At 62.4% G+C, this 15,426-nt stretch carries 22 protein-coding genes; 15 read left to right on the forward strand and 7 right to left on the reverse strand.

The features are described 5' to 3' along the window. Nucleotides 1-15: 15 nt before the first annotated feature. Nucleotides 16-774, reverse strand: a complete 759-nt coding sequence (locus NN4_RS13125) for a DUF8017 domain-containing protein (RefSeq protein ID WP_147130201.1) — start codon at nucleotides 772-774, stop codon at nucleotides 16-18. 301 nt (nucleotides 775-1,075) lie between these two features. Here NN4_RS13125 and NN4_RS13130 point away from each other — a divergent pair, with 301 nt between their 5' ends. The 4 genes from NN4_RS13130 to NN4_RS13145 all read left to right on the forward strand — a co-directional run bounded on the left by NN4_RS13130 (nucleotide 1,076) and on the right by NN4_RS13145 (nucleotide 3,767). Continuing rightward, nucleotides 1,076-1,735, forward strand: a complete 660-nt coding sequence (locus tag NN4_RS13130) for a DUF3558 family protein (protein WP_147130202.1) — start codon at nucleotides 1,076-1,078, stop codon at nucleotides 1,733-1,735. 41 nt (nucleotides 1,736-1,776) lie between these two features. Continuing rightward, nucleotides 1,777-2,367, forward strand: a complete 591-nt coding sequence (locus NN4_RS13135; RefSeq protein WP_147130203.1) for a hypothetical protein — start codon at nucleotides 1,777-1,779, stop codon at nucleotides 2,365-2,367. Nucleotides 2,368-2,615: 248 nt separating this feature from the next. After that, the gene (locus tag NN4_RS13140; protein WP_147130204.1) at nucleotides 2,616-2,891 is read left to right on the forward strand and encodes a hypothetical protein; all 276 of its coding nucleotides are present in this window, start codon (nucleotides 2,616-2,618) and stop codon (nucleotides 2,889-2,891) included. A 363-nt stretch (nucleotides 2,892-3,254) separates the two neighbouring features. Next, on the forward strand, nucleotides 3,255-3,767 hold the full coding sequence (locus NN4_RS13145; protein ID WP_147130205.1) for a hypothetical protein: 513 nt from the start codon (nucleotides 3,255-3,257) through the stop codon (nucleotides 3,765-3,767). Nucleotides 3,768-3,929: 162 nt separating this feature from the next. Here NN4_RS13145 and NN4_RS13150 read toward each other — a convergent pair whose 3' ends face one another. Further along, nucleotides 3,930-5,171, reverse strand: coding sequence for a hypothetical protein (locus NN4_RS13150; RefSeq protein WP_147130206.1), 1,242 nt, complete (start codon nucleotides 5,169-5,171; stop codon nucleotides 3,930-3,932). Nucleotides 5,172-5,636: 465 nt separating this feature from the next. Here NN4_RS13150 and NN4_RS13155 point away from each other — a divergent pair, with 465 nt between their 5' ends. Further along, the gene (locus tag NN4_RS13155; RefSeq protein ID WP_147130207.1) at nucleotides 5,637-6,383 is read left to right on the forward strand and encodes a hypothetical protein; all 747 of its coding nucleotides are present in this window, start codon (nucleotides 5,637-5,639) and stop codon (nucleotides 6,381-6,383) included. A 433-nt stretch (nucleotides 6,384-6,816) separates the two neighbouring features. On the opposite strand, the gene NN4_RS13160 is transcribed toward NN4_RS13155, so the two are convergent. Then, nucleotides 6,817-8,160: a competence protein CoiA family protein gene (locus NN4_RS13160; protein WP_147130208.1), complete on the reverse strand. Its 1,344-nt coding sequence runs from the start codon at nucleotides 8,158-8,160 to the stop codon at nucleotides 6,817-6,819. Between the two features lie 480 nt (nucleotides 8,161-8,640). On the opposite strand from NN4_RS13160, the gene NN4_RS46585 reads away from it, so the two are divergent. Next, nucleotides 8,641-8,772: a hypothetical protein gene (locus NN4_RS46585; RefSeq protein ID WP_281289345.1), complete on the forward strand. Its 132-nt coding sequence runs from the start codon at nucleotides 8,641-8,643 to the stop codon at nucleotides 8,770-8,772. A 146-nt stretch (nucleotides 8,773-8,918) separates the two neighbouring features. Here NN4_RS46585 and NN4_RS13165 read toward each other — a convergent pair whose 3' ends face one another. After that, nucleotides 8,919-9,164 (reverse strand): hypothetical protein, encoded by a 246-nt coding sequence (locus tag NN4_RS13165; protein ID WP_147130209.1) that lies wholly within the window; start codon nucleotides 9,162-9,164, stop codon nucleotides 8,919-8,921. 209 nt (nucleotides 9,165-9,373) lie between these two features. On the opposite strand from NN4_RS13165, the gene NN4_RS13170 reads away from it, so the two are divergent. Both NN4_RS13170 and NN4_RS13175 read left to right on the forward strand, forming a co-directional pair. After that, complete coding sequence (locus tag NN4_RS13170; protein WP_147130210.1) at nucleotides 9,374-9,682, forward strand: hypothetical protein; 309 nt, start codon at nucleotides 9,374-9,376, stop codon at nucleotides 9,680-9,682. A gap of 116 nt (nucleotides 9,683-9,798) precedes the next feature. Next, the gene (locus NN4_RS13175; protein ID WP_147130211.1) at nucleotides 9,799-10,023 is read left to right on the forward strand and encodes a hypothetical protein; all 225 of its coding nucleotides are present in this window, start codon (nucleotides 9,799-9,801) and stop codon (nucleotides 10,021-10,023) included. A 13-nt stretch (nucleotides 10,024-10,036) separates the two neighbouring features. Here the strand turns inward: NN4_RS13175 and NN4_RS13180 are convergent, their stop codons facing one another. The 3 genes from NN4_RS13180 to NN4_RS44905 are packed head-to-tail and all read right to left on the reverse strand — an operon-like array spanning nucleotide 10,037 to nucleotide 11,987. After that, nucleotides 10,037-10,936 (reverse strand): hypothetical protein, encoded by a 900-nt coding sequence (locus NN4_RS13180; RefSeq protein ID WP_147130212.1) that lies wholly within the window; start codon nucleotides 10,934-10,936, stop codon nucleotides 10,037-10,039. Beyond that, complete coding sequence (locus NN4_RS13185) at nucleotides 10,930-11,454, reverse strand: DUF6932 family protein (protein ID WP_371865649.1); 525 nt, start codon at nucleotides 11,452-11,454, stop codon at nucleotides 10,930-10,932. The genes NN4_RS13180 and NN4_RS13185 overlap by 7 nt, the downstream gene beginning before the upstream one ends. A 20-nt stretch (nucleotides 11,455-11,474) precedes the next feature. Beyond that, nucleotides 11,475-11,987, reverse strand: a complete 513-nt coding sequence (locus NN4_RS44905) for a hypothetical protein (RefSeq protein ID WP_186818385.1) — start codon at nucleotides 11,985-11,987, stop codon at nucleotides 11,475-11,477. 311 nt (nucleotides 11,988-12,298) lie between these two features. Here NN4_RS44905 and NN4_RS13195 point away from each other — a divergent pair, with 311 nt between their 5' ends. The 7 genes from NN4_RS13195 (at nucleotide 12,299) to NN4_RS13215 (ending at nucleotide 15,414) form a co-directional block, all read left to right on the forward strand. Continuing rightward, the gene (locus tag NN4_RS13195; protein WP_281289347.1) at nucleotides 12,299-12,517 is read left to right on the forward strand and encodes a helix-turn-helix domain-containing protein; all 219 of its coding nucleotides are present in this window, start codon (nucleotides 12,299-12,301) and stop codon (nucleotides 12,515-12,517) included. After that, the gene (locus tag NN4_RS13200) at nucleotides 12,487-12,807 is read left to right on the forward strand and encodes a helix-turn-helix domain-containing protein (protein WP_186818405.1); all 321 of its coding nucleotides are present in this window, start codon (nucleotides 12,487-12,489) and stop codon (nucleotides 12,805-12,807) included. The genes NN4_RS13195 and NN4_RS13200 overlap by 31 nt, the downstream gene beginning before the upstream one ends. 136 nt (nucleotides 12,808-12,943) lie before the next feature. After that, nucleotides 12,944-13,111, forward strand: coding sequence for a hypothetical protein (locus NN4_RS44910; RefSeq protein ID WP_186818386.1), 168 nt, complete (start codon nucleotides 12,944-12,946; stop codon nucleotides 13,109-13,111). Next, a complete protein-coding gene (locus tag NN4_RS44915) occupies nucleotides 13,108-13,503 on the forward strand; it encodes a hypothetical protein (RefSeq protein WP_186818387.1) in 396 nt (131 codons plus the stop codon). The genes NN4_RS44910 and NN4_RS44915 overlap by 4 nt, the downstream gene beginning before the upstream one ends. Then, complete coding sequence (locus NN4_RS44920) at nucleotides 13,500-13,847, forward strand: WhiB family transcriptional regulator (RefSeq protein WP_186818388.1); 348 nt, start codon at nucleotides 13,500-13,502, stop codon at nucleotides 13,845-13,847. The genes NN4_RS44915 and NN4_RS44920 overlap by 4 nt, the downstream gene beginning before the upstream one ends. Then, a complete protein-coding gene (locus NN4_RS13210) occupies nucleotides 13,844-14,557 on the forward strand; it encodes a hypothetical protein (protein WP_147130217.1) in 714 nt (237 codons plus the stop codon). Before NN4_RS44920 ends, NN4_RS13210 begins: the two co-directional genes overlap by 4 nt. Next, on the forward strand, nucleotides 14,554-15,414 hold the full coding sequence (locus NN4_RS13215) for a hypothetical protein (RefSeq protein ID WP_147130218.1): 861 nt from the start codon (nucleotides 14,554-14,556) through the stop codon (nucleotides 15,412-15,414). The genes NN4_RS13210 and NN4_RS13215 overlap by 4 nt, the downstream gene beginning before the upstream one ends. Nucleotides 15,415-15,426 lie beyond the last annotated feature (12 nt).

Raw genomic sequence — 15,426 nt, forward strand, 5'->3', positions numbered from 1 at the left:
TGTTCTCCCCGTTATCTACTGATCGGTTTTTCGCAGCGACCTGATGATGGTGTCGACATCATTGTCGGACAAGGATTTCGGCAGCCCTACGTGGTGTTCGACCATGAGGAGCATTACTTCTGCGGTCGCATAGGCAGGGGTAGCAACGATGTCGAATTGGGCGCGCGGCGGGTCACAGCGGTCGTCCGCAGGGATATCGGTGACGACTGCGGTGTAACGGACCGCCGGTCGGCCGGACACATCGAGTGCGAACGGCCCGCGGATTTCTACCTTCGGCTTACGTCCCGCCTTGTCTGCGAAGATCTGTTCCGCCAGGCCTACTTCGGTACGGGCGGCCGTATCGAAGTCCACACCGTTGATGCTGGTAACGCCGACGACGGCGAGTCTCGAGCTCTTGTCCTCGTCGCAATAGCGGTACCCGTACACGCTGCCTGCGCCGTAGCTGGCCTCGGTCCACCCCAGGGCAGTGCTGTTACTCGGCTGCCAGTTGGTGTCGGATGGCACGGAATAACTGAGCCCGAATCTGGTGGGTACGGGCTGAGGTTGACCTCTGCGCACTTCAGGCAGTGGTGGCGGGAACTCCATCGACGGAAATCCTGGTGGCGGCGGCACAAACGTAGTGCTCGGCAGGACCGGTGCCTGGGCTGTCCAGGACGGTGCGGCACTGTTCGGGGATTTCTTATCGTCGAGATACGGATTACCGATCCAGACGATCACCCAAAAGAAAATGATGAGCGCAGTCAGCAGTGCCACGATCTTGCCCAATTGGGTCAAGACACCATGCTGGTAGAAGAGCCTGAGAAATCTCATCGGGACGGCGAACCGGAAGCCTGGTCCTGCGCCCCCCACGCATCGACGCTCACGAGCAACGACCGTAGGGCGGGCGTCCTGGTCTGTCAAAGTATCTGACCGGCGGCGCGAGGTTTCGGTATCGGCCGTCTCGCCAATTGCCGATCATCGGTGGGCTGAGCGAATGCCTTCGCGAACCCGTTCGGCTAGTGTTCAGACGAGGGGATATTTCTGCCGAACTCTGTGATCGGCTCTCTCGTCTCACGACTACGAGGAGTGATATCAGTTGACGCGCAATATGTTTCGACCACAATCTCGAGTTTCGGTGTCGGTGGTGATGCTCACCGCCCTGGCTGGTGCGGCAGCTACCGGGTGCTCCGGCGACAACCACTCAGTTCCGCCGGCCGACTTCACCTCCACCGCTGCTTCTGCGGCAAGCAGTACGACTGCGGCTGACTGGTACAAGCCACCCGCCGCCTTCGAAGGTCTCGACCCTTGCTCGATCATCACTCCCGCCGAAGCGTCCGCATTGGCTGGCCGCCCGGACCTGCGTGCGGCACGCAACGAAGGTCTGCGGCCAGACATGTCGATAGTCGGCAAGTACGACATCTGCAGCTGGATGGTTGGTGAAACCTCCCCGGTGGGCGTGTCTTTGCAGATCAGAGACGAAGTCCTCGGCGAAGTTGAGCAGGGTCAGGACGCTGCGTCGTTGTGGATGGCTGAACAGCTCGGCCGCCCGGCGAACCTCAGCCACGGCAAGAATCCGGCCGATCTGGGCGTAGAGGACTGCGCCGCATATGTCGGCTACAGCGAAAGGCGTGCCGCCGGCGTCCTACTCACCTTGCCGACCACTCCCGCTACCCAGATTCCCACCGACACGGACAACCTCTGCTCGCGTAACCAGACGATCCTGCGTGACATCCTCGCCCGCGTCCCGTGGAAGTGACTCACCGTCGCTGACTGCACCTGAATCACGATGAGCTCCGAATGGCAGGTGACATGAATCTGCGGCGGCTCACGGTTCTCTCGATGATGGCGTTGATGCTGTCGAGCTGCGATCTAAGTCCACACGATCCAGACGAGCAGAAGATACGGTCGAGCGACCATACGCTCCAGCAGCTGTGTGATATTCCGAGAAAATTCTTCGCTACCCGGTATGCCGATGCGGCTTTGGAAGTCGAACCCGGGCTGAAGAAGCCGCTGACCGACAAGATCGGCACCGGCAACGACTGCTCGTACTTCGTGCGTGAACGAGATCGGCCGGACCGGCGGTACATCGGTTCGGCGTTGCTATTTCGCATCATCGACGGTGATCACACCCTGTCCAAACCTTCGCCGACGAACGAGAACTACCCGACCAGGGTTCTGACCGTTGATGGCGTGAGCGTCAAGGTGGTCACCGAGCCATTGCCCAAGGAGGCAGATCCCGCTACTACGCGGCTGAGCGTCGACCTCGCCGCCACTATCGATGGTTGGGACGGCGAACTCCACTTCAGAACGACCGAAGGCCAAACGACGCCGGATGCCCAGGCGGGCGCACAAGTGCTGGTGGACCTGGTTCGCGAATTGAAGGGCTGATCGCTCGCGCAGCGATGGAATGCACCTGTCCAGGAGATCAGGACCTTTCCGTAGCGGAAAACCTTCTTGGCGCTGGCGGCGACAGCTACTGTGCGTGCCGTTGTCTACCAAGAGGTTTGGTCGATGCTGTGGTGTGACGTGCTGGGAGGGTCCCGGAAGCGTCGACTTCGACCGGGAGAGGGAAGATCATGGGATTGCCGAGTAGGCTCAGGGACGCTTTCGCCGTGGGTGCGGGAACGCTTGTGTTGATGGGGTTGACGCCCGCCAGTGCGGATGCGGCGGCCGGTCGATTTTCGTACATCACCGCTGCCGGAGAGCTTGTGCACGTCGACCGCCCGGCGAGCGATACCTGTCTGCAGCTTCCCGGTGGCGCGGTGCGGTTCGAAAACGGTACCTCCGACTCGGCATTCCTGTTCAGTGACTCACTGTGCAATGACGGATCCGACCTCGAGCAAGTCGAGCTGATCTGGAATGCGCCGGTCGGCGTGCAGGCACTCTCCGTGCGCTTCGGGAAGTCCGCCTAGGCACCTACTGTCCTGATCCTGACACTGGCTAGGGCAACTGACCGTCGATCCGAATCGAGCGCGGCAGTGCCCCTGCACGTGATCTGGGACTCCGCCGAGTTCCGTAGGTCACGTTCTCACTGCTGTTCGGGCGATTGATACCACCGAATGCCCTTGATACGCAGGACATCTCGTCGCATCAGTAGCGTTCGGCGGCTCCTGTCCATTGTTGCGCGCCGAGCCACCACCCGGACAATCGGAAGTGATCGAAGAAGGTTGGGCAACGGCTGCCGGGGTACGGCCGTTGAATGCGGGCCCGTTCCGATTAGCCGGAGCCCGAACCCGATCGAGCAGTGGATTCCTCAGGGGAAAGGATCGAACGCGATGACAGATACCCTTGTCGACCTAACGGTCGACAGCAGGCAGGTTGCGCGCCCGGATGTCCGCCCGCAGAGGTGGAGTGGTGGACGCTCGGACAACGCGAAGGTCTGGCGGGACGCCAAAACGGTGCTGGTGACCCGGGTTACCGGTCCGCGGCAGTTGATGACTGTGCCGCGACTGGTGATCCCGATCGGCGAGACTCAGCTCGCGTTCCGCGTGTCGTCCCAGTCGGAGGAGGCCGAGCAGTTGGCGCGCGATGGGCGGGTGCTCGTTCAGCCGGGCGACCGGCGGGGCACCCCAGCGCTGGGCTCCCACCAGCGGCAAGGCCAAGCCCAGTTGGTGACCGCGGGCACGCTGCTGCCCTATGTGGAGTCGGAGATCGCCGCCAAGTACAAGTGGCGAATTCCGGTGGCGCGGTTCGCTCATCGCCTGGGCCACGGCGACACACCCTACGCCGATGTCGTCGTTCTGGTGACCGTGGCCGAGCCGAGCCCGATCCCCATCCTGCCGCGGTGATACCGAACCTCGCTGCCTAGGTGGGGTCGCGGTCCGGTCGCGACGTCGCTCCTGCTGCGAGGTTGCGCAGACTTCCACCCGACAGAGGAAGCCTGCGGCAAGGTCGAATTCATCGCGCTCATCAAGTTGATGGGCTCCCTCAGAGGAAATTCTCGTCTGGCGTCAGCAGTGCTCGGCCAGGCATGGTGTCCAACCTGGGCCACTGAGGGAGGGGTTGAAGTATTTCGTGCCAGCGGCAGCGCGGGATGTTGAAAACGGTGCCCCGTTGTCATCGATAACAGTGTCGCCAGAATCAATACCGTCGCTCCATTCGACATGAAGCCGCCACTCAACGTAGTTGGCTGTATTTGTGATGATGTAAAACGTGTCGGTGTCGGTATCGGTAACTCGGTATGGGAAGGTCATTGGTTTGAGCGCGCTGATATTGACTGCTTTGGCGCTATTATCAATAGTCGAGGGTGGAACAGTATCAAGGTTCACCTCTACGTAGCGGCCCTCAACCGGGCCACCACACTGCGCTCTGACGAAAGTTCCGACGATCCCACCGGCCTTGCGGTTCACCGCTTCGACACGCAAGCCAGTTAGTGTCACTGGGCGTGCCTCACGTCCGCTGATAGTGACCAGAAGTTGGCTTGACACGACACCATTGGCGTCCGGACTGCCGGTTTCGATGCCATGATGGGCGCGAATCCATTCGGGCCACGCTTTTTCGTTATCGGGCGGCGGGCCTAGCGCAGCGACGCTCTCCTGAAACAGATGCGGCCGACCACATCGATACAGCAGTCGGTTGACCGACGATGTAAACGGCAGCGGCTTTGGAGATGATGGTTGAGACGTTTGTGTCACGTCGGCAACGTATGTCGTGGTGACCAATGGAGGCTGGCTCCCTGCAGGGGTCGAAGCTCGATTCCATGGCGACCATGCCAGGAACGCCACAACTACGCCGACTATCGCGACAAAGACGCCGAGAATGCCGGCAATTGTTCCAGTCCAAGTTGCCGTCGTTGCTGAATCTTGCGGTTGCGGCATCGATTGTCGGGCGCTGGGACTATAATTCGTGAAATTGATGCCATGGCCACTGAGATTAAAGACCGCCGAGGCTGGAGCCGAGGTTGACTGGTCTTGTTCACCATTTAGATCTTGAGGTGATCGAGCTACTGACTCACCTGCAGGAGTGAGGCGATACCGCTGAGGCCGACCTGGCCCCATCCTTGCCGCGTAGCCCTTGTCGATCAACCAAGTTGCGGCAGCCTCAAGCTCAGATCTTGTGGGATACGGATCGGGCCATCCGGCAGTGCCAGTGCCAGGCAGGATGGTCCCGTGTCGGCCAGCAAGCGCTTCGTCGTAAAACCACTGCAGGAGCGCTGCCCGGACGTTGAACAGGCGATCAGCGGCTTCGGACACGTTCTGCTCCCATTCAAGAGCTCAAGTGCGCTGTTTCAAGGCGCTACACGCGGCGCGGTTGCGGGCCGTCTCAATATGTATCGAGGTTCATGGCGGTTTTGTTGCGAAGTCGCAGTCAGGCACCACTGTACGAGGCCGTTAGCTGCGCGGTCTCGATGCAGGCGAGTGGTCAGAAACGATGTCTCCGGGGTGTAAATGTGGGTGTAGTTGAGACCGTTCGTAGTACGCCGATCCACAAGATCGAAGGAAACCAGAGATCATCTGGTTTTGCGTCGGAAGGCGCCTGCGGTTCGCTCAGCGGAACGAGCAGCTGCGAGACGCGGCGTCGATCTGCCACGCTGGTCGGCAACAGGGGATGAGATCGCGGTTCGCATCGGAAATGCAGGCGGCAAGGGTAATTCTCTGCCTCCGCGGTGCGGCCGGACAATAGGCCGGTTCCGTTTGCGACTTGGAGTGAGGGTAATCGTGGCCGTTTACAGCGTCACCTTGGAGCAATTCCATATCGACACCACCCGCTCCCGCAACGACGACACCAACACGGTGGCCTTCGGACTCAGGGCCGGAAAACGGTCCTTCCCTACGCAGTCGCATTACGCGGGCGACGTCGATGATGGCGACCACGGAGTCAACCTGACCTTCCCCTCCGTGGTCGTCGCCGACGGCGCGACACCGCTCGTGTTCAACTACACGATTTACAACGGGAACACCGGAAAGCTCGCGGGCGGGCTGGCCGCGGCCAACGAGATCCTCGGCGAGAAGGCGCTGGACTTCGTCCAGCAGGCCGGACAGCCGAGCAGCGAAGTCAGCTACCCCGATTCCGGCGGCGTCGACCTGAACGGTGCAGGCATCGAATGGAAAGACGGATCGTGGTTGCAGTTCATTCCGCTGGTCCGCCTCGGGTCGTTCTTGTTCCCCGACTGTGACGGGTTCGTCGCGATCGGCAGCGTCGGTAAGACGAAGGCCGGCTGGGACAAGGCCATCGACACGGCAGGCGGAACCACCTATCGCCAGACGATCCGTTACCCGGGCTCCGACTCACCCGCAGGATGCGGCAGCAACTCCGATTACACCGTGACCTGGTCGATCACCCGGCATCGCGCCGCGGGCCGCAGCGTCCGCCAATTCCTGCGCGACCACAACCTCGCACTAGCACCGGGGCTTCGATCGTTGACTCCCGGCGAACGACTCAGCGTCCGTGAGTTGCTGAACTAGCTGGCAGACCCGATGCCGAGGCGCACTGCGGCAGGCATCGAACTCAACGACCGCTTGACACAGAAAAGGCCCTGATCACAAGATCAGGGCCTTTTCGTGGCGGAGGATAGGGGATTTGAACCCATCCATTTCCGCAGGAAAGTCGTGCGACCAGCGAAACTCGTTGCAATTCAGCCTGATTCAGCGCTACTGACAACCCAAACGTTAGGCTCAGGTGTTGACGCGGTCAACGCCCCGTGCGAGTCATTCGGCGCCTCGGCCGCGGAGTGCTCTGCGCTGAAATTGTGGAGTTCGTCACTGAGCTGATCCTGCTGGCAGCACGCCTTCGCTGAGCGCCACTGGGTAGCCGCATGGGACCGGCCCGTTATCCGTCGAGAGAGCCGTGCGCCACGCGGTTCCGGAAGTCAACATACAGGCGATCGGTGGGTGTGCTTCACTCTCGTGGTTGTGGTCGCCATAGCGTCTCCACGGTGGGTAGTTCGGGGTGTCGAGCCAGTTCGATCAACGCCCAGACCTGTGCGAAGGTGAATGTCGAATGTTCGACGACGAACTCGCGGTTACCACCGCTGTAGCTGGCGCCGGCCAACTGGAGGAGGTCGAAGATACTGTCGAAATCCTCCACGTGTGCGGCTCGGATATCGAATCGCTGCGCCGACTGGGTCGAAGCCCTTCTGGGCGAGCTCTTTTCGGCTGGCGGCTGGAGCGGTGCCGCGGTCTCCCAGCGGATCTCGTATTCACGCCCCAGCACCTCTCGGACGGCCGCATGTAGCGCCTCCACGTGCGTCGGCTTCATGAGGCGCTGCCTCAACGGGGCGTGTTGATGGGCCAGTACGACGGTTTTCTCTTCCAACCGAGCTATCCATACCCCCGCTAGCAGCGCATAGACGGTGCCGCCGCCGAGTTGACGCGCCTTCTCCCGGATCGCTGGCCACAGCCCCTCGATCTCACCAGCGGTATTGCCGGATGGGTTCAGTGCGGTCGGTAGTCGTGCTGGTGCGTTGGGTTGCGGGCTTTGTTTGCGTGCGTTCTCGACCGCTTGGAGGCGTCGACGTTCCTGCTCCTGCTGTTCGGCTAGTTGCTTACTCAGTTCCGCAGGGATTTCGATCCCGTGGGGCGTCAAAGTCATGTCGGACAGCGAGAATTCGTAGGGGGCGAGTTCGTCTCCGGTACATGGCGGCAGGTGCTGAATGCGATGGTTGATGTCGTGGGCGGCGATGGGCTGGTGCTGATGCGGCGCGCCGACCATCAGCGTGATACTGCCCTTCCAGGGATCGAGCATCCATAACTGCTGTGGGTGCTTGGTGTCGCTGAGGATCACCCACGGGACTGGGCTGTCCGGGTGCCAGAGCCATACATCAATTACGCCGCTGAGCTGGTAGTCATGGTGCCGACTGGTCCAGGCGGTGTCGGTTAGGGGAGAGCACTGTGCCTCGAGTGCAACTTCGTCGCCGTTGGCGAACGTGACCCGGACATCGGATCGGCGCTCGCGGTTCGGTAGCCACACCTCGTTGCGGACGTCGATGACGTCGGGTTGGGTGCGAGCCCATGCCGCGAGACACTCTTTGCTGGCCAGGTGCCACTCCGACTCCGGTTCATGCTGTCCACCGGTCGGTCCGTGGCCCGCTGGGTGCGCGAAGTGCGGCCGTCGGACGCCGCCAATACGGCCCTTCACTATCACGGGCACTTCGCTGCCTGGCGCTGTACCGATGCCCGCGTAGCACAGAGCGCACAGCAGCGTCTGGTCCCCGCGATAGCTCTTGTGCCGCAACTCGTTCATGCGCGGATCTGCGGCATCGGTTGGAGCGCAGAGGTATTGGTGTCGCACCACGTCTAGCGCGACTGTGAGGTTGTTGGAGGAACGCACCTCAGAACACCCTTCTCGGAATAGGCGGAGGCTCTCCCCGACAGCATCAAGTGTGTGGGAAAGCCCTTGCGAGACCGCGCTATTCGACTTAAGGAGGAGGTGTCTAGGTCCGGCTGAGGTGAGTTACGGGAGAGCTCGTTCGCTCAGGAAATATGTCAGTTGTATCGAGCGCCGGGAAGATCAAGGTTCACGAGGTCAGTTGCTACTACGTGCGGCCTGTGCTGATGCTACGACGACTCCGCCTCGATGTCGACTGCCCATTCCTTCAGCAATACGGGGCGCGGCTGGGACGGGCTGGAATCCGGTAGGGCTGATTTGGAGTTGAACATGCGAAGCAGCGGACAACCACATAGCCGTGGGATCCAGGAAGGGCACTGTGGCGTCGGAGAATACATGGACTCAGATGAGTGGGAGGCGCTGCGCGAGATCGGCGTGGATCCGGATGATCCGGAGGTGCAGGCCGGGCAGCAATGGGTAGCGGACATCCTCAAGTGCTGGGGGCTATGGCTTCGCAACTGGACATAGGGCACCGGGTAGTGGCGGTGCAGCTGATTGCCGCAAACGCGGCGCAGCCGTCGCTGGTGCGCGACGGCTGGGTCGGTTCGGGTGGCGAGGTGTGTATCAGGGGCGGTTCGGCAGCTGTTAGCGGTGCTTGCTGTCCGTCACCGGCCTTACTGTTCGCAATTTCTCGCTGCAATGATGAGCTCGTCTGTCAGTGCAGCGATGGCGCGCAGGTGTTCGGCGAACTTCTGCAGCTCCTGCTCGCACGTCTCCGGGGAGTATCCCAGCGCGTTCCACGCGGCGATCCCGCGGGCTTTGAGGTCGGCGGCGCCTCCTCGCGATGAGCCGAGTACATGGTCGTGGAACTTGTTGGAGATGGCGAGGTAGGTCTTCTCGGCGTCGGTCATGGCGCTCATGGAGGCTCCTGTCGGGCGTCTGCAGTTTGGGCGGCTTGTATATACACAATAGCTCTGGATTGCTACATGAATTCAACGGTCAGTAGGCGGTGAAATGCACAGTTAGACAAGGCGATTCATAATCAGCTCGGGCCACTTCTGGAGGTGAGTTCGAGCTAGTGTCTGTATATACGGACCTGGTTAGGGCTCGTGAACTGGATGGAGGAACCGTGACCGCATTGGATATCGCGACGTTGGAGCGGATCGTGAAAGACGTTGAGGGCGTGAGCCTTCACTCGAACTATCGAGGTCGCGGTATGTACGACCGCGCGTGCGTGGGCGTCGAGGTGCTGCAGCGGGGAATGGCGATGGTCGCGGCGTTCGATATCGCCTGCGCGCTGGCCGAGAGGGACGGCGACGGTGTCGACTTGGAGGCGATTCGGGATCACCTGGTCGAGCTTGCGGGGCACGAGTGCCAGGACGGTATGGGGCTCAACATCATTGTCTACTGGTCGAACTTGGTAGCTATCGTCGACTGATGCCGAGAGCCCGCGCCAGCGAGCCTGTATATACGGGCTCGTTGGCGACGGGCGGTACCGTGATCCGGTCCGCTGGCGACCTACTCGGCGGGTTCTGGGTTCGGAAGGAGCGGTCGATGGTGTCGACGATGCACAGTGTTCGGGTGCCCGATGAAATCTGGCAGTCGGCCATGAGCCGTGCCAACACCGAGGGTCGTACGCTGACTCACGTCATCGTCGCGGCGCTCGATGACTACGCCCAGGCTGGGGACGGTAAGGAACGAGCGGCAGCGCAAGTGCGTGCGGCGATGGAGCTGTTGTCGGTGGCCGCCGAGGCTTTGGAGCCTCGCCGGCCACGGTGATGTTCCCTCGCGTTCAACGCGGCATGCAATCCCAGCGCCCGTCCTCGGGGGCGACGGACAAGAGGCGGTAGCTCGCCTGTATCTGCCCCTCAGCGGTGCGATACATCGAAGAGCCGATGAGTGCTGTGACCTTTCGCCCGAGCAATGGAGGGATGCACGGAAGCGCGGACTCGACTACCGATCCGTAGATGTCGCTGTCTCCGGGGTCGTCAGGACTGACGAGATAGAACGTCCGGCGGCTCGTCCTGCTGGCGTCGAGAATGCCTGTGCTCGTGATGGTTTCCTTGGCCAGAGAATCGTCCAGCAGGGGCGAGTTGAGCAGTGCGAGTGCATGCTCGCAGGTCACCAACGAACGGTCTTCACCTATTGACGACTGGATCTCGATCCCCAGCGATCGGTTCGTCTCGGCTATCACCGAGATCACCAACCCGATGGCCGTTCGCAAGGTGCTCGGTAGCGACTGCAACGTTTCCACCGTGAGCCAGTCGTCAGCTTTGGACGGAAGCGTCTGGCATAGCTCCAACGCCGCGCGCACGCTCGACGCGGCAATGGTGTCGGGAGGAAGGTCCGCCGTACGGGGCTCAGGGGGGAGCCCGAAAACCATCATGTGGGGAGTCATCACCAGCCGAGTGAGCTCGGGAACGAGCGACGGGTCGAGGTCGTGGGTCGTGCGGGTGATATGTGGGGAGAGGCGGTGGTGGGCGAACAGCCCGGTGGCATTCGTCAGCGCGAGGGCAATCTTGCGTGCATCGCGAGCAGACACACCGTCGTCGGAATCCACGATCAGCCGGGGGTGAGCCTCCGGGAAGTATTGAGCGTCGGCGGCCCAGAGTGAAGATCTGAGCAATTCCTCGACCAGGCTGCTGCCACGGTGGCGCGCCATGGCTTTGCGAAAGGGGGTGCTATCTACCACGGCACCTCCACAAACCCTCGGTCGGCGAGCACGGCCTCCTCCGCGTCGAGTCCGGTAGCCCACCCACGTAGCCAGTGCTCTTTGTCGGTGTCGGTGCCCAGGTACGCGGCGATGTGAAAGCCGACAGGATGGATTGCCCCAAGGTATGAACTCGTGCGGCCGTCCCCGCCGATGACCACATCGCTCATCGTGAACAGTCGTCTCAACCGGCTACGCCTTTCCCCCGTCAGCAACTCCAACTCGGCCAAGTTCGCGGGAAACACCGCCAGCGTTAACGCCGGATCCCGCCCTACGCCCGGCTGGCTGTCGCGGGTGACGAAGCTTCCGTCGAGCCAAAGATGTCCCCTGGTCATGAATTCCCGCAATTGACCCAGGTATGCCTGCAACCCATAAAAGACCACCTGACGAGTGTCGGAGTGCTGTGCGTCGATCACGAGCCTCTCGTGGACCTCCGCCAAAGTTGCTGGCCAGCACCCCGCCGGTAGTAGGCCGTCAGCGGTCCATCTCGGCAGACCCATGCTTCCCCTCCCTACTCGTTTCAGCCCTCGCGAGCGTGCTCCCCCTCGCTCTCCGGCTCGATCACCTTGCGCCCGTTGTCCAGCAGATCTTCAATCCATGGGCTGGGCCGGTAGGCGCCAGAGTCCGCTGCCTGAGTGTGCGGAAATGTTGCACCCCTTGCAATATGGTCTGGATCACTGAGGGTTCGCTGTTGTTTGAGTTCAGCGTAGTCGGCCAGATCGCCTGCCTCACGGGCAATTTCACGGCAATCATCTGGTGTGAGCATGCGGAGCCGTTGGCGGATCTCGACCACGTCGGGATATGCGCTGCGATAGCCCGCATCGATCAACGCAGCGTCCATCACGAGCCAGTCCGGGTACCGCGCCTCGCGGGCGATCCCGTCGAGGATGTGTTTGTCGGGAAGTTGCCGCAGGGGTCGGCTTGCCCAGGTATAGAGGGTTTGCGGGGTGGTGCCCGCTCGCCGGGCGAACTCCGCTTTCTTCACCCCCCAGCGGTCGAGGTGGTTCTGCACGAGCCGTAGCAACTCGCTCATGTTCGCCCTCCGTTCCGGTGCAGTCGGTTGCCCGACGCCCGATTCCACTGGCCTGCAAACCATTTCGCTCAACCAGAAAGCAAACTTTTTATCCACCGGTTGATGCGACGTCGAGCCGGAGAATACGCAGGCTGTGAGGTATATGCCAACAGCAAGCATAAGCTTTCGTCCACCTGCTGCGCGCGGTAACCTCACAGACTCTTTGAAATCAGCGCGTCTACCTGGCACGATCGGTTCCATTCGAAAATAGGTTCGCCGGGGCGGGAAGGATCGCGATGCGATTGACATCAGGGGAGACACTTCGGGCGCTGATGCGCCAAAGAGGCGATACCATGGACTCATTGGCGAGGAAAGCTGGATGTTCGCGGAGCTTCATCGGGCAGCTCTGCAAGGAAGACAAACGCAGCTGCACGTCGGAGCTGGCCACGCGCATCGCGGAGGCTCTCGCGGTCCCAGCAGGTCTTCTTTTTGTGTCCAAAGAGCACACAGCAAGCGATATATGCACACGCAAACTGAGTGGTGCGGCGTGAGCGATCTCGCCTACACCGATGACGAGAGCCGCCCAGCGGCCCAGGTCGAGCCGACGTTCACCGTCGCCGAGGGTGCAGCAATCCTCAAGCAGACCGAGGGCTGGTATTTGGGCAAGTTGCGCAGCGGTGCACTGCCCGGTCACAAGGCTGGCCGTCAGTGGTACCTGACCGAATCCGACATCCAGCAAGCACAGTTGCTGACTGCCCGGCCAGCCGGTGCGCCCGCGCCGTTCCCGGCCGGATTGCCGCCCGCTTTTCGTCGCCGAAAGCGACCACCTCGCCGCACATGAGCGGCAGATCAGGCTCCCTCGGCTCGGGCGCGCCGAACCGCGCCGAGGGCGTGCGTCCTGGGAGAGGCCACGCGAGTCCCTCAGAGCTTGCGCTCCCAGGACGCACAACACGTCGAACCATCTTGTGGGAGAACAGATGTCGAACAAAGACCGAGCTGGTCGCCATCGCAGCGACCGCCCGCACGCCATTGCGGTGAGTGACCTGCAGGCGCGGTTGCGCCGCAGGGATCACGACACAGATCCAGAGCCACCGACCCAGCCGTCGGAGGACAACGACTACGACTACGGGGGGTCGGCGGCATGAACGCGAACGAGGATCTTCGTCAAGTCGCCGATCTGTTGGAAGCGGCGACAATCGGCTCGGTGCGACTGGCTCTGGCGCAGTCCCCGCAAGGGCCACAACGGAACCGGAGCCTGCCAGAGAATCTCGATGCCGCGGCCGGAGTCCTCGATCGGCACCGGCACCTGCAGGAAGCCTCGATGGCCATCACCTTGGCGCACGCGATCTACCAATCCGAGGCGGCGAAGCTCGCCTTGAACTCTGCGAGGCCGGCCGCTGGCGAAGAACCTGCTGCCGGCACTTCGGTTGTCGAGCAGGTCAACGATATCGCGCGGCGACTGCTGGGCAGTCCCGTCGGAAGCGACCTGTATCGGCTCGGCCGAGATCTCGCTGCGATCGCCGAGGGGCGGCGGTGAGCGCCTTCGACTGGCAGGAGGACGCCGCGTGCCGCAGCGTCCATCCCGAGATCTTCTTTCCCCTCTCGCACACCATGGCTGGTACGCGTCCGATCCCGGCCGATCGAGACACCCCGCGCCGCATCTGTGATGGCTGCCCGGTGCGACTCGACTGCGCCCGTCTCGGTCTGGGCACCCTGCAACGCAAATGGCGACATGGCTTCTACGCGGGCATCGACCTCCAAGACGACGATGCGCGCACCAGGTTGCTCGAGGTGATCGACACGCTGACAGGTCGTCCGATGTCCCGCACGAAGACCGGCGATGCCTGCCCGTATCCGAGCCGGGGAAGCGCGAGGCGATGAGTACCGCAGAGCCGATGGTTTCCGCGTCGGCGGCGCGCGAGCTGACAGACCGCATCTGTGCGGGTGTGGAGGCAGTGTGGGAGCTGGTCATGCGCGCCTTCACCACCCGCGCCTGGACCGCCCTGGGCTACTCGTCCTGGGACGAGTACTGCGCCAGCGAGTTCGATACCACTCGGCTGCGCCTACCTCGCGAGCAGCGCCGCGAGGTTGTGGCCTCGATGCACGAAATCGGTATGTCCACCCGTGCTATCGCCTCCGCCATCGGATCCAGCACTCGCACTGTCGGTGCCGACCTCGGCCAGGTGTCTTCCAAGAACACACCTGGCGCCACGGTGACCGGCCTCGACGGCAAGTCCTACCCAGCAGTGGTCACCCCACCAGCACACCGTGACGCCCCCGACCCTCCTGGGCCTGAAATCGCTTCATTCCCAACACTCTTGAGCTCTGATTCCGGCAGTTCGGAGCCAGAAACCGACGCCTCTTCGCCTCCTCGTCCTCGCCGCACCCCACTGCCGGACTCGTTCTGGGCCGCCGTGCGCGAGCTGCGCAAGAGCGTCGAACGGCTCCAACGCCTGTCCGGCGACGACCGCTTCGCCAGCTACGCCGAGCAGCTCGCCAAACCGCACCACAGCGATCTCATCCGAGCCCGCGACACCGTCCAAACCGTCATTGATCTTCTGCCGCAACCCGATACAGAAGGAACGCCGTGAGCATGCACCTGGTGGCCGTGTCACCCGATTCCAGTGAGAACGTCTTGCCCGAGCTGGTGATGGTCGATGCCGACCTTGCCGTTCGATGGTTGGCACGCAACCACAAGAACCGTCCCATCCGGGCGGCGCGGGTCGAACAGTACTTCGACGACATGGTGGGCGGCCGTTGGCGATTCAACGGCGACACGATCAAGTTCGGTGTCGATGGCCAGCTCCTCGATGGCCAACATCGACTGAAAGCCCTGGAGCGTACGAAGGGCAGCGGGCTGGTGTTGCCGATGCTGGTCGTGCGGGGCTTGCCCGCGGAATCGCAGATCACCATGGACCAAGGTGCTAAACGCACTCCGGGTGACCAGCTGGCCTTGTCGGGGCTTTCGCGGCGCAACACCACGCTGGTCGCCGCCGCGCTGCGCGTCTACATCGTGTGGATGGAGGACGGGCTCTTCGGTGACCGGGTGCGTACCGCAGTATCGGCGACCAGGGTGGTCGAGTTCGCCGACGCCTATCCCGAAATCGTCGGCAGCGCGGAGGATCTCGCCGCTGTCGCGCTGCGCATCAAGTGCCGTCCCGCTGTGGCCTGCGCGCTGGCGGTCCGTCTGAACGAGATCGACCCTGCGGCGGCCTCGGAGTTCTTGATAATGCTGGACTCCGGTGCGGGACTGAGCACCGGGTCGCCGATCCTGGCCCTGCGCGAGCGTCTCGACAACATTCGTGCCACCAAGGTCCGGACCTCCGATCGTGACGTCCTTGGCTTGGGAGTGACCGCCTGGAACCTGTGGCGTGACAACCGGTCTGTCTCCAAACTCCAACGCCCCAAGGGCGGTTGGACTCGGGAGAACTTCCCCCAACCTCGCTGAGCCAGCTCACCA

It is taken from the genome of Nocardia ninae NBRC 108245, from assembly GCF_007990755.1.
GTDB lineage: Bacteria > Actinomycetota > Actinomycetes > Mycobacteriales > Mycobacteriaceae > Nocardia > Nocardia ninae.

Coding starts and splice junctions, on each gene's coding strand:
- NN4_RS13135 (WP_147130203.1), top strand. CDS start 1,777: ATGGCAGGTGACATGAATCTGCGGCGGCTCACGGTTCTCTCGATGATG.
- NN4_RS13140 (WP_147130204.1), top strand. CDS start 2,616: ATGGGGTTGACGCCCGCCAGTGCGGATGCGGCGGCCGGTCGATTTTCG.
- NN4_RS13145 (WP_147130205.1), top strand. CDS start 3,255: ATGACAGATACCCTTGTCGACCTAACGGTCGACAGCAGGCAGGTTGCG.
- NN4_RS13160 (WP_147130208.1), bottom strand. CDS start 8,160: ATGAACGAGTTGCGGCACAAGAGCTATCGCGGGGACCAGACGCTGCTG.
- NN4_RS46585 (WP_281289345.1), top strand. CDS start 8,641: ATGGACTCAGATGAGTGGGAGGCGCTGCGCGAGATCGGCGTGGATCCG.
- NN4_RS13165 (WP_147130209.1), bottom strand. CDS start 9,164: ATGAGCGCCATGACCGACGCCGAGAAGACCTACCTCGCCATCTCCAAC.
- NN4_RS13175 (WP_147130211.1), top strand. CDS start 9,799: ATGGTGTCGACGATGCACAGTGTTCGGGTGCCCGATGAAATCTGGCAG.
- NN4_RS13185 (WP_371865649.1), bottom strand. CDS start 11,454: ATGGGTCTGCCGAGATGGACCGCTGACGGCCTACTACCGGCGGGGTGC.
- NN4_RS44905 (WP_186818385.1), bottom strand. CDS start 11,987: ATGAGCGAGTTGCTACGGCTCGTGCAGAACCACCTCGACCGCTGGGGG.
- NN4_RS13195 (WP_281289347.1), top strand. CDS start 12,299: ATGCGCCAAAGAGGCGATACCATGGACTCATTGGCGAGGAAAGCTGGA.
- NN4_RS13200 (WP_186818405.1), top strand. CDS start 12,487: ATGCACACGCAAACTGAGTGGTGCGGCGTGAGCGATCTCGCCTACACC.
- NN4_RS44910 (WP_186818386.1), top strand. CDS start 12,944: ATGTCGAACAAAGACCGAGCTGGTCGCCATCGCAGCGACCGCCCGCAC.
- NN4_RS44915 (WP_186818387.1), top strand. CDS start 13,108: ATGAACGCGAACGAGGATCTTCGTCAAGTCGCCGATCTGTTGGAAGCG.
- NN4_RS13210 (WP_147130217.1), top strand. CDS start 13,844: ATGAGTACCGCAGAGCCGATGGTTTCCGCGTCGGCGGCGCGCGAGCTG.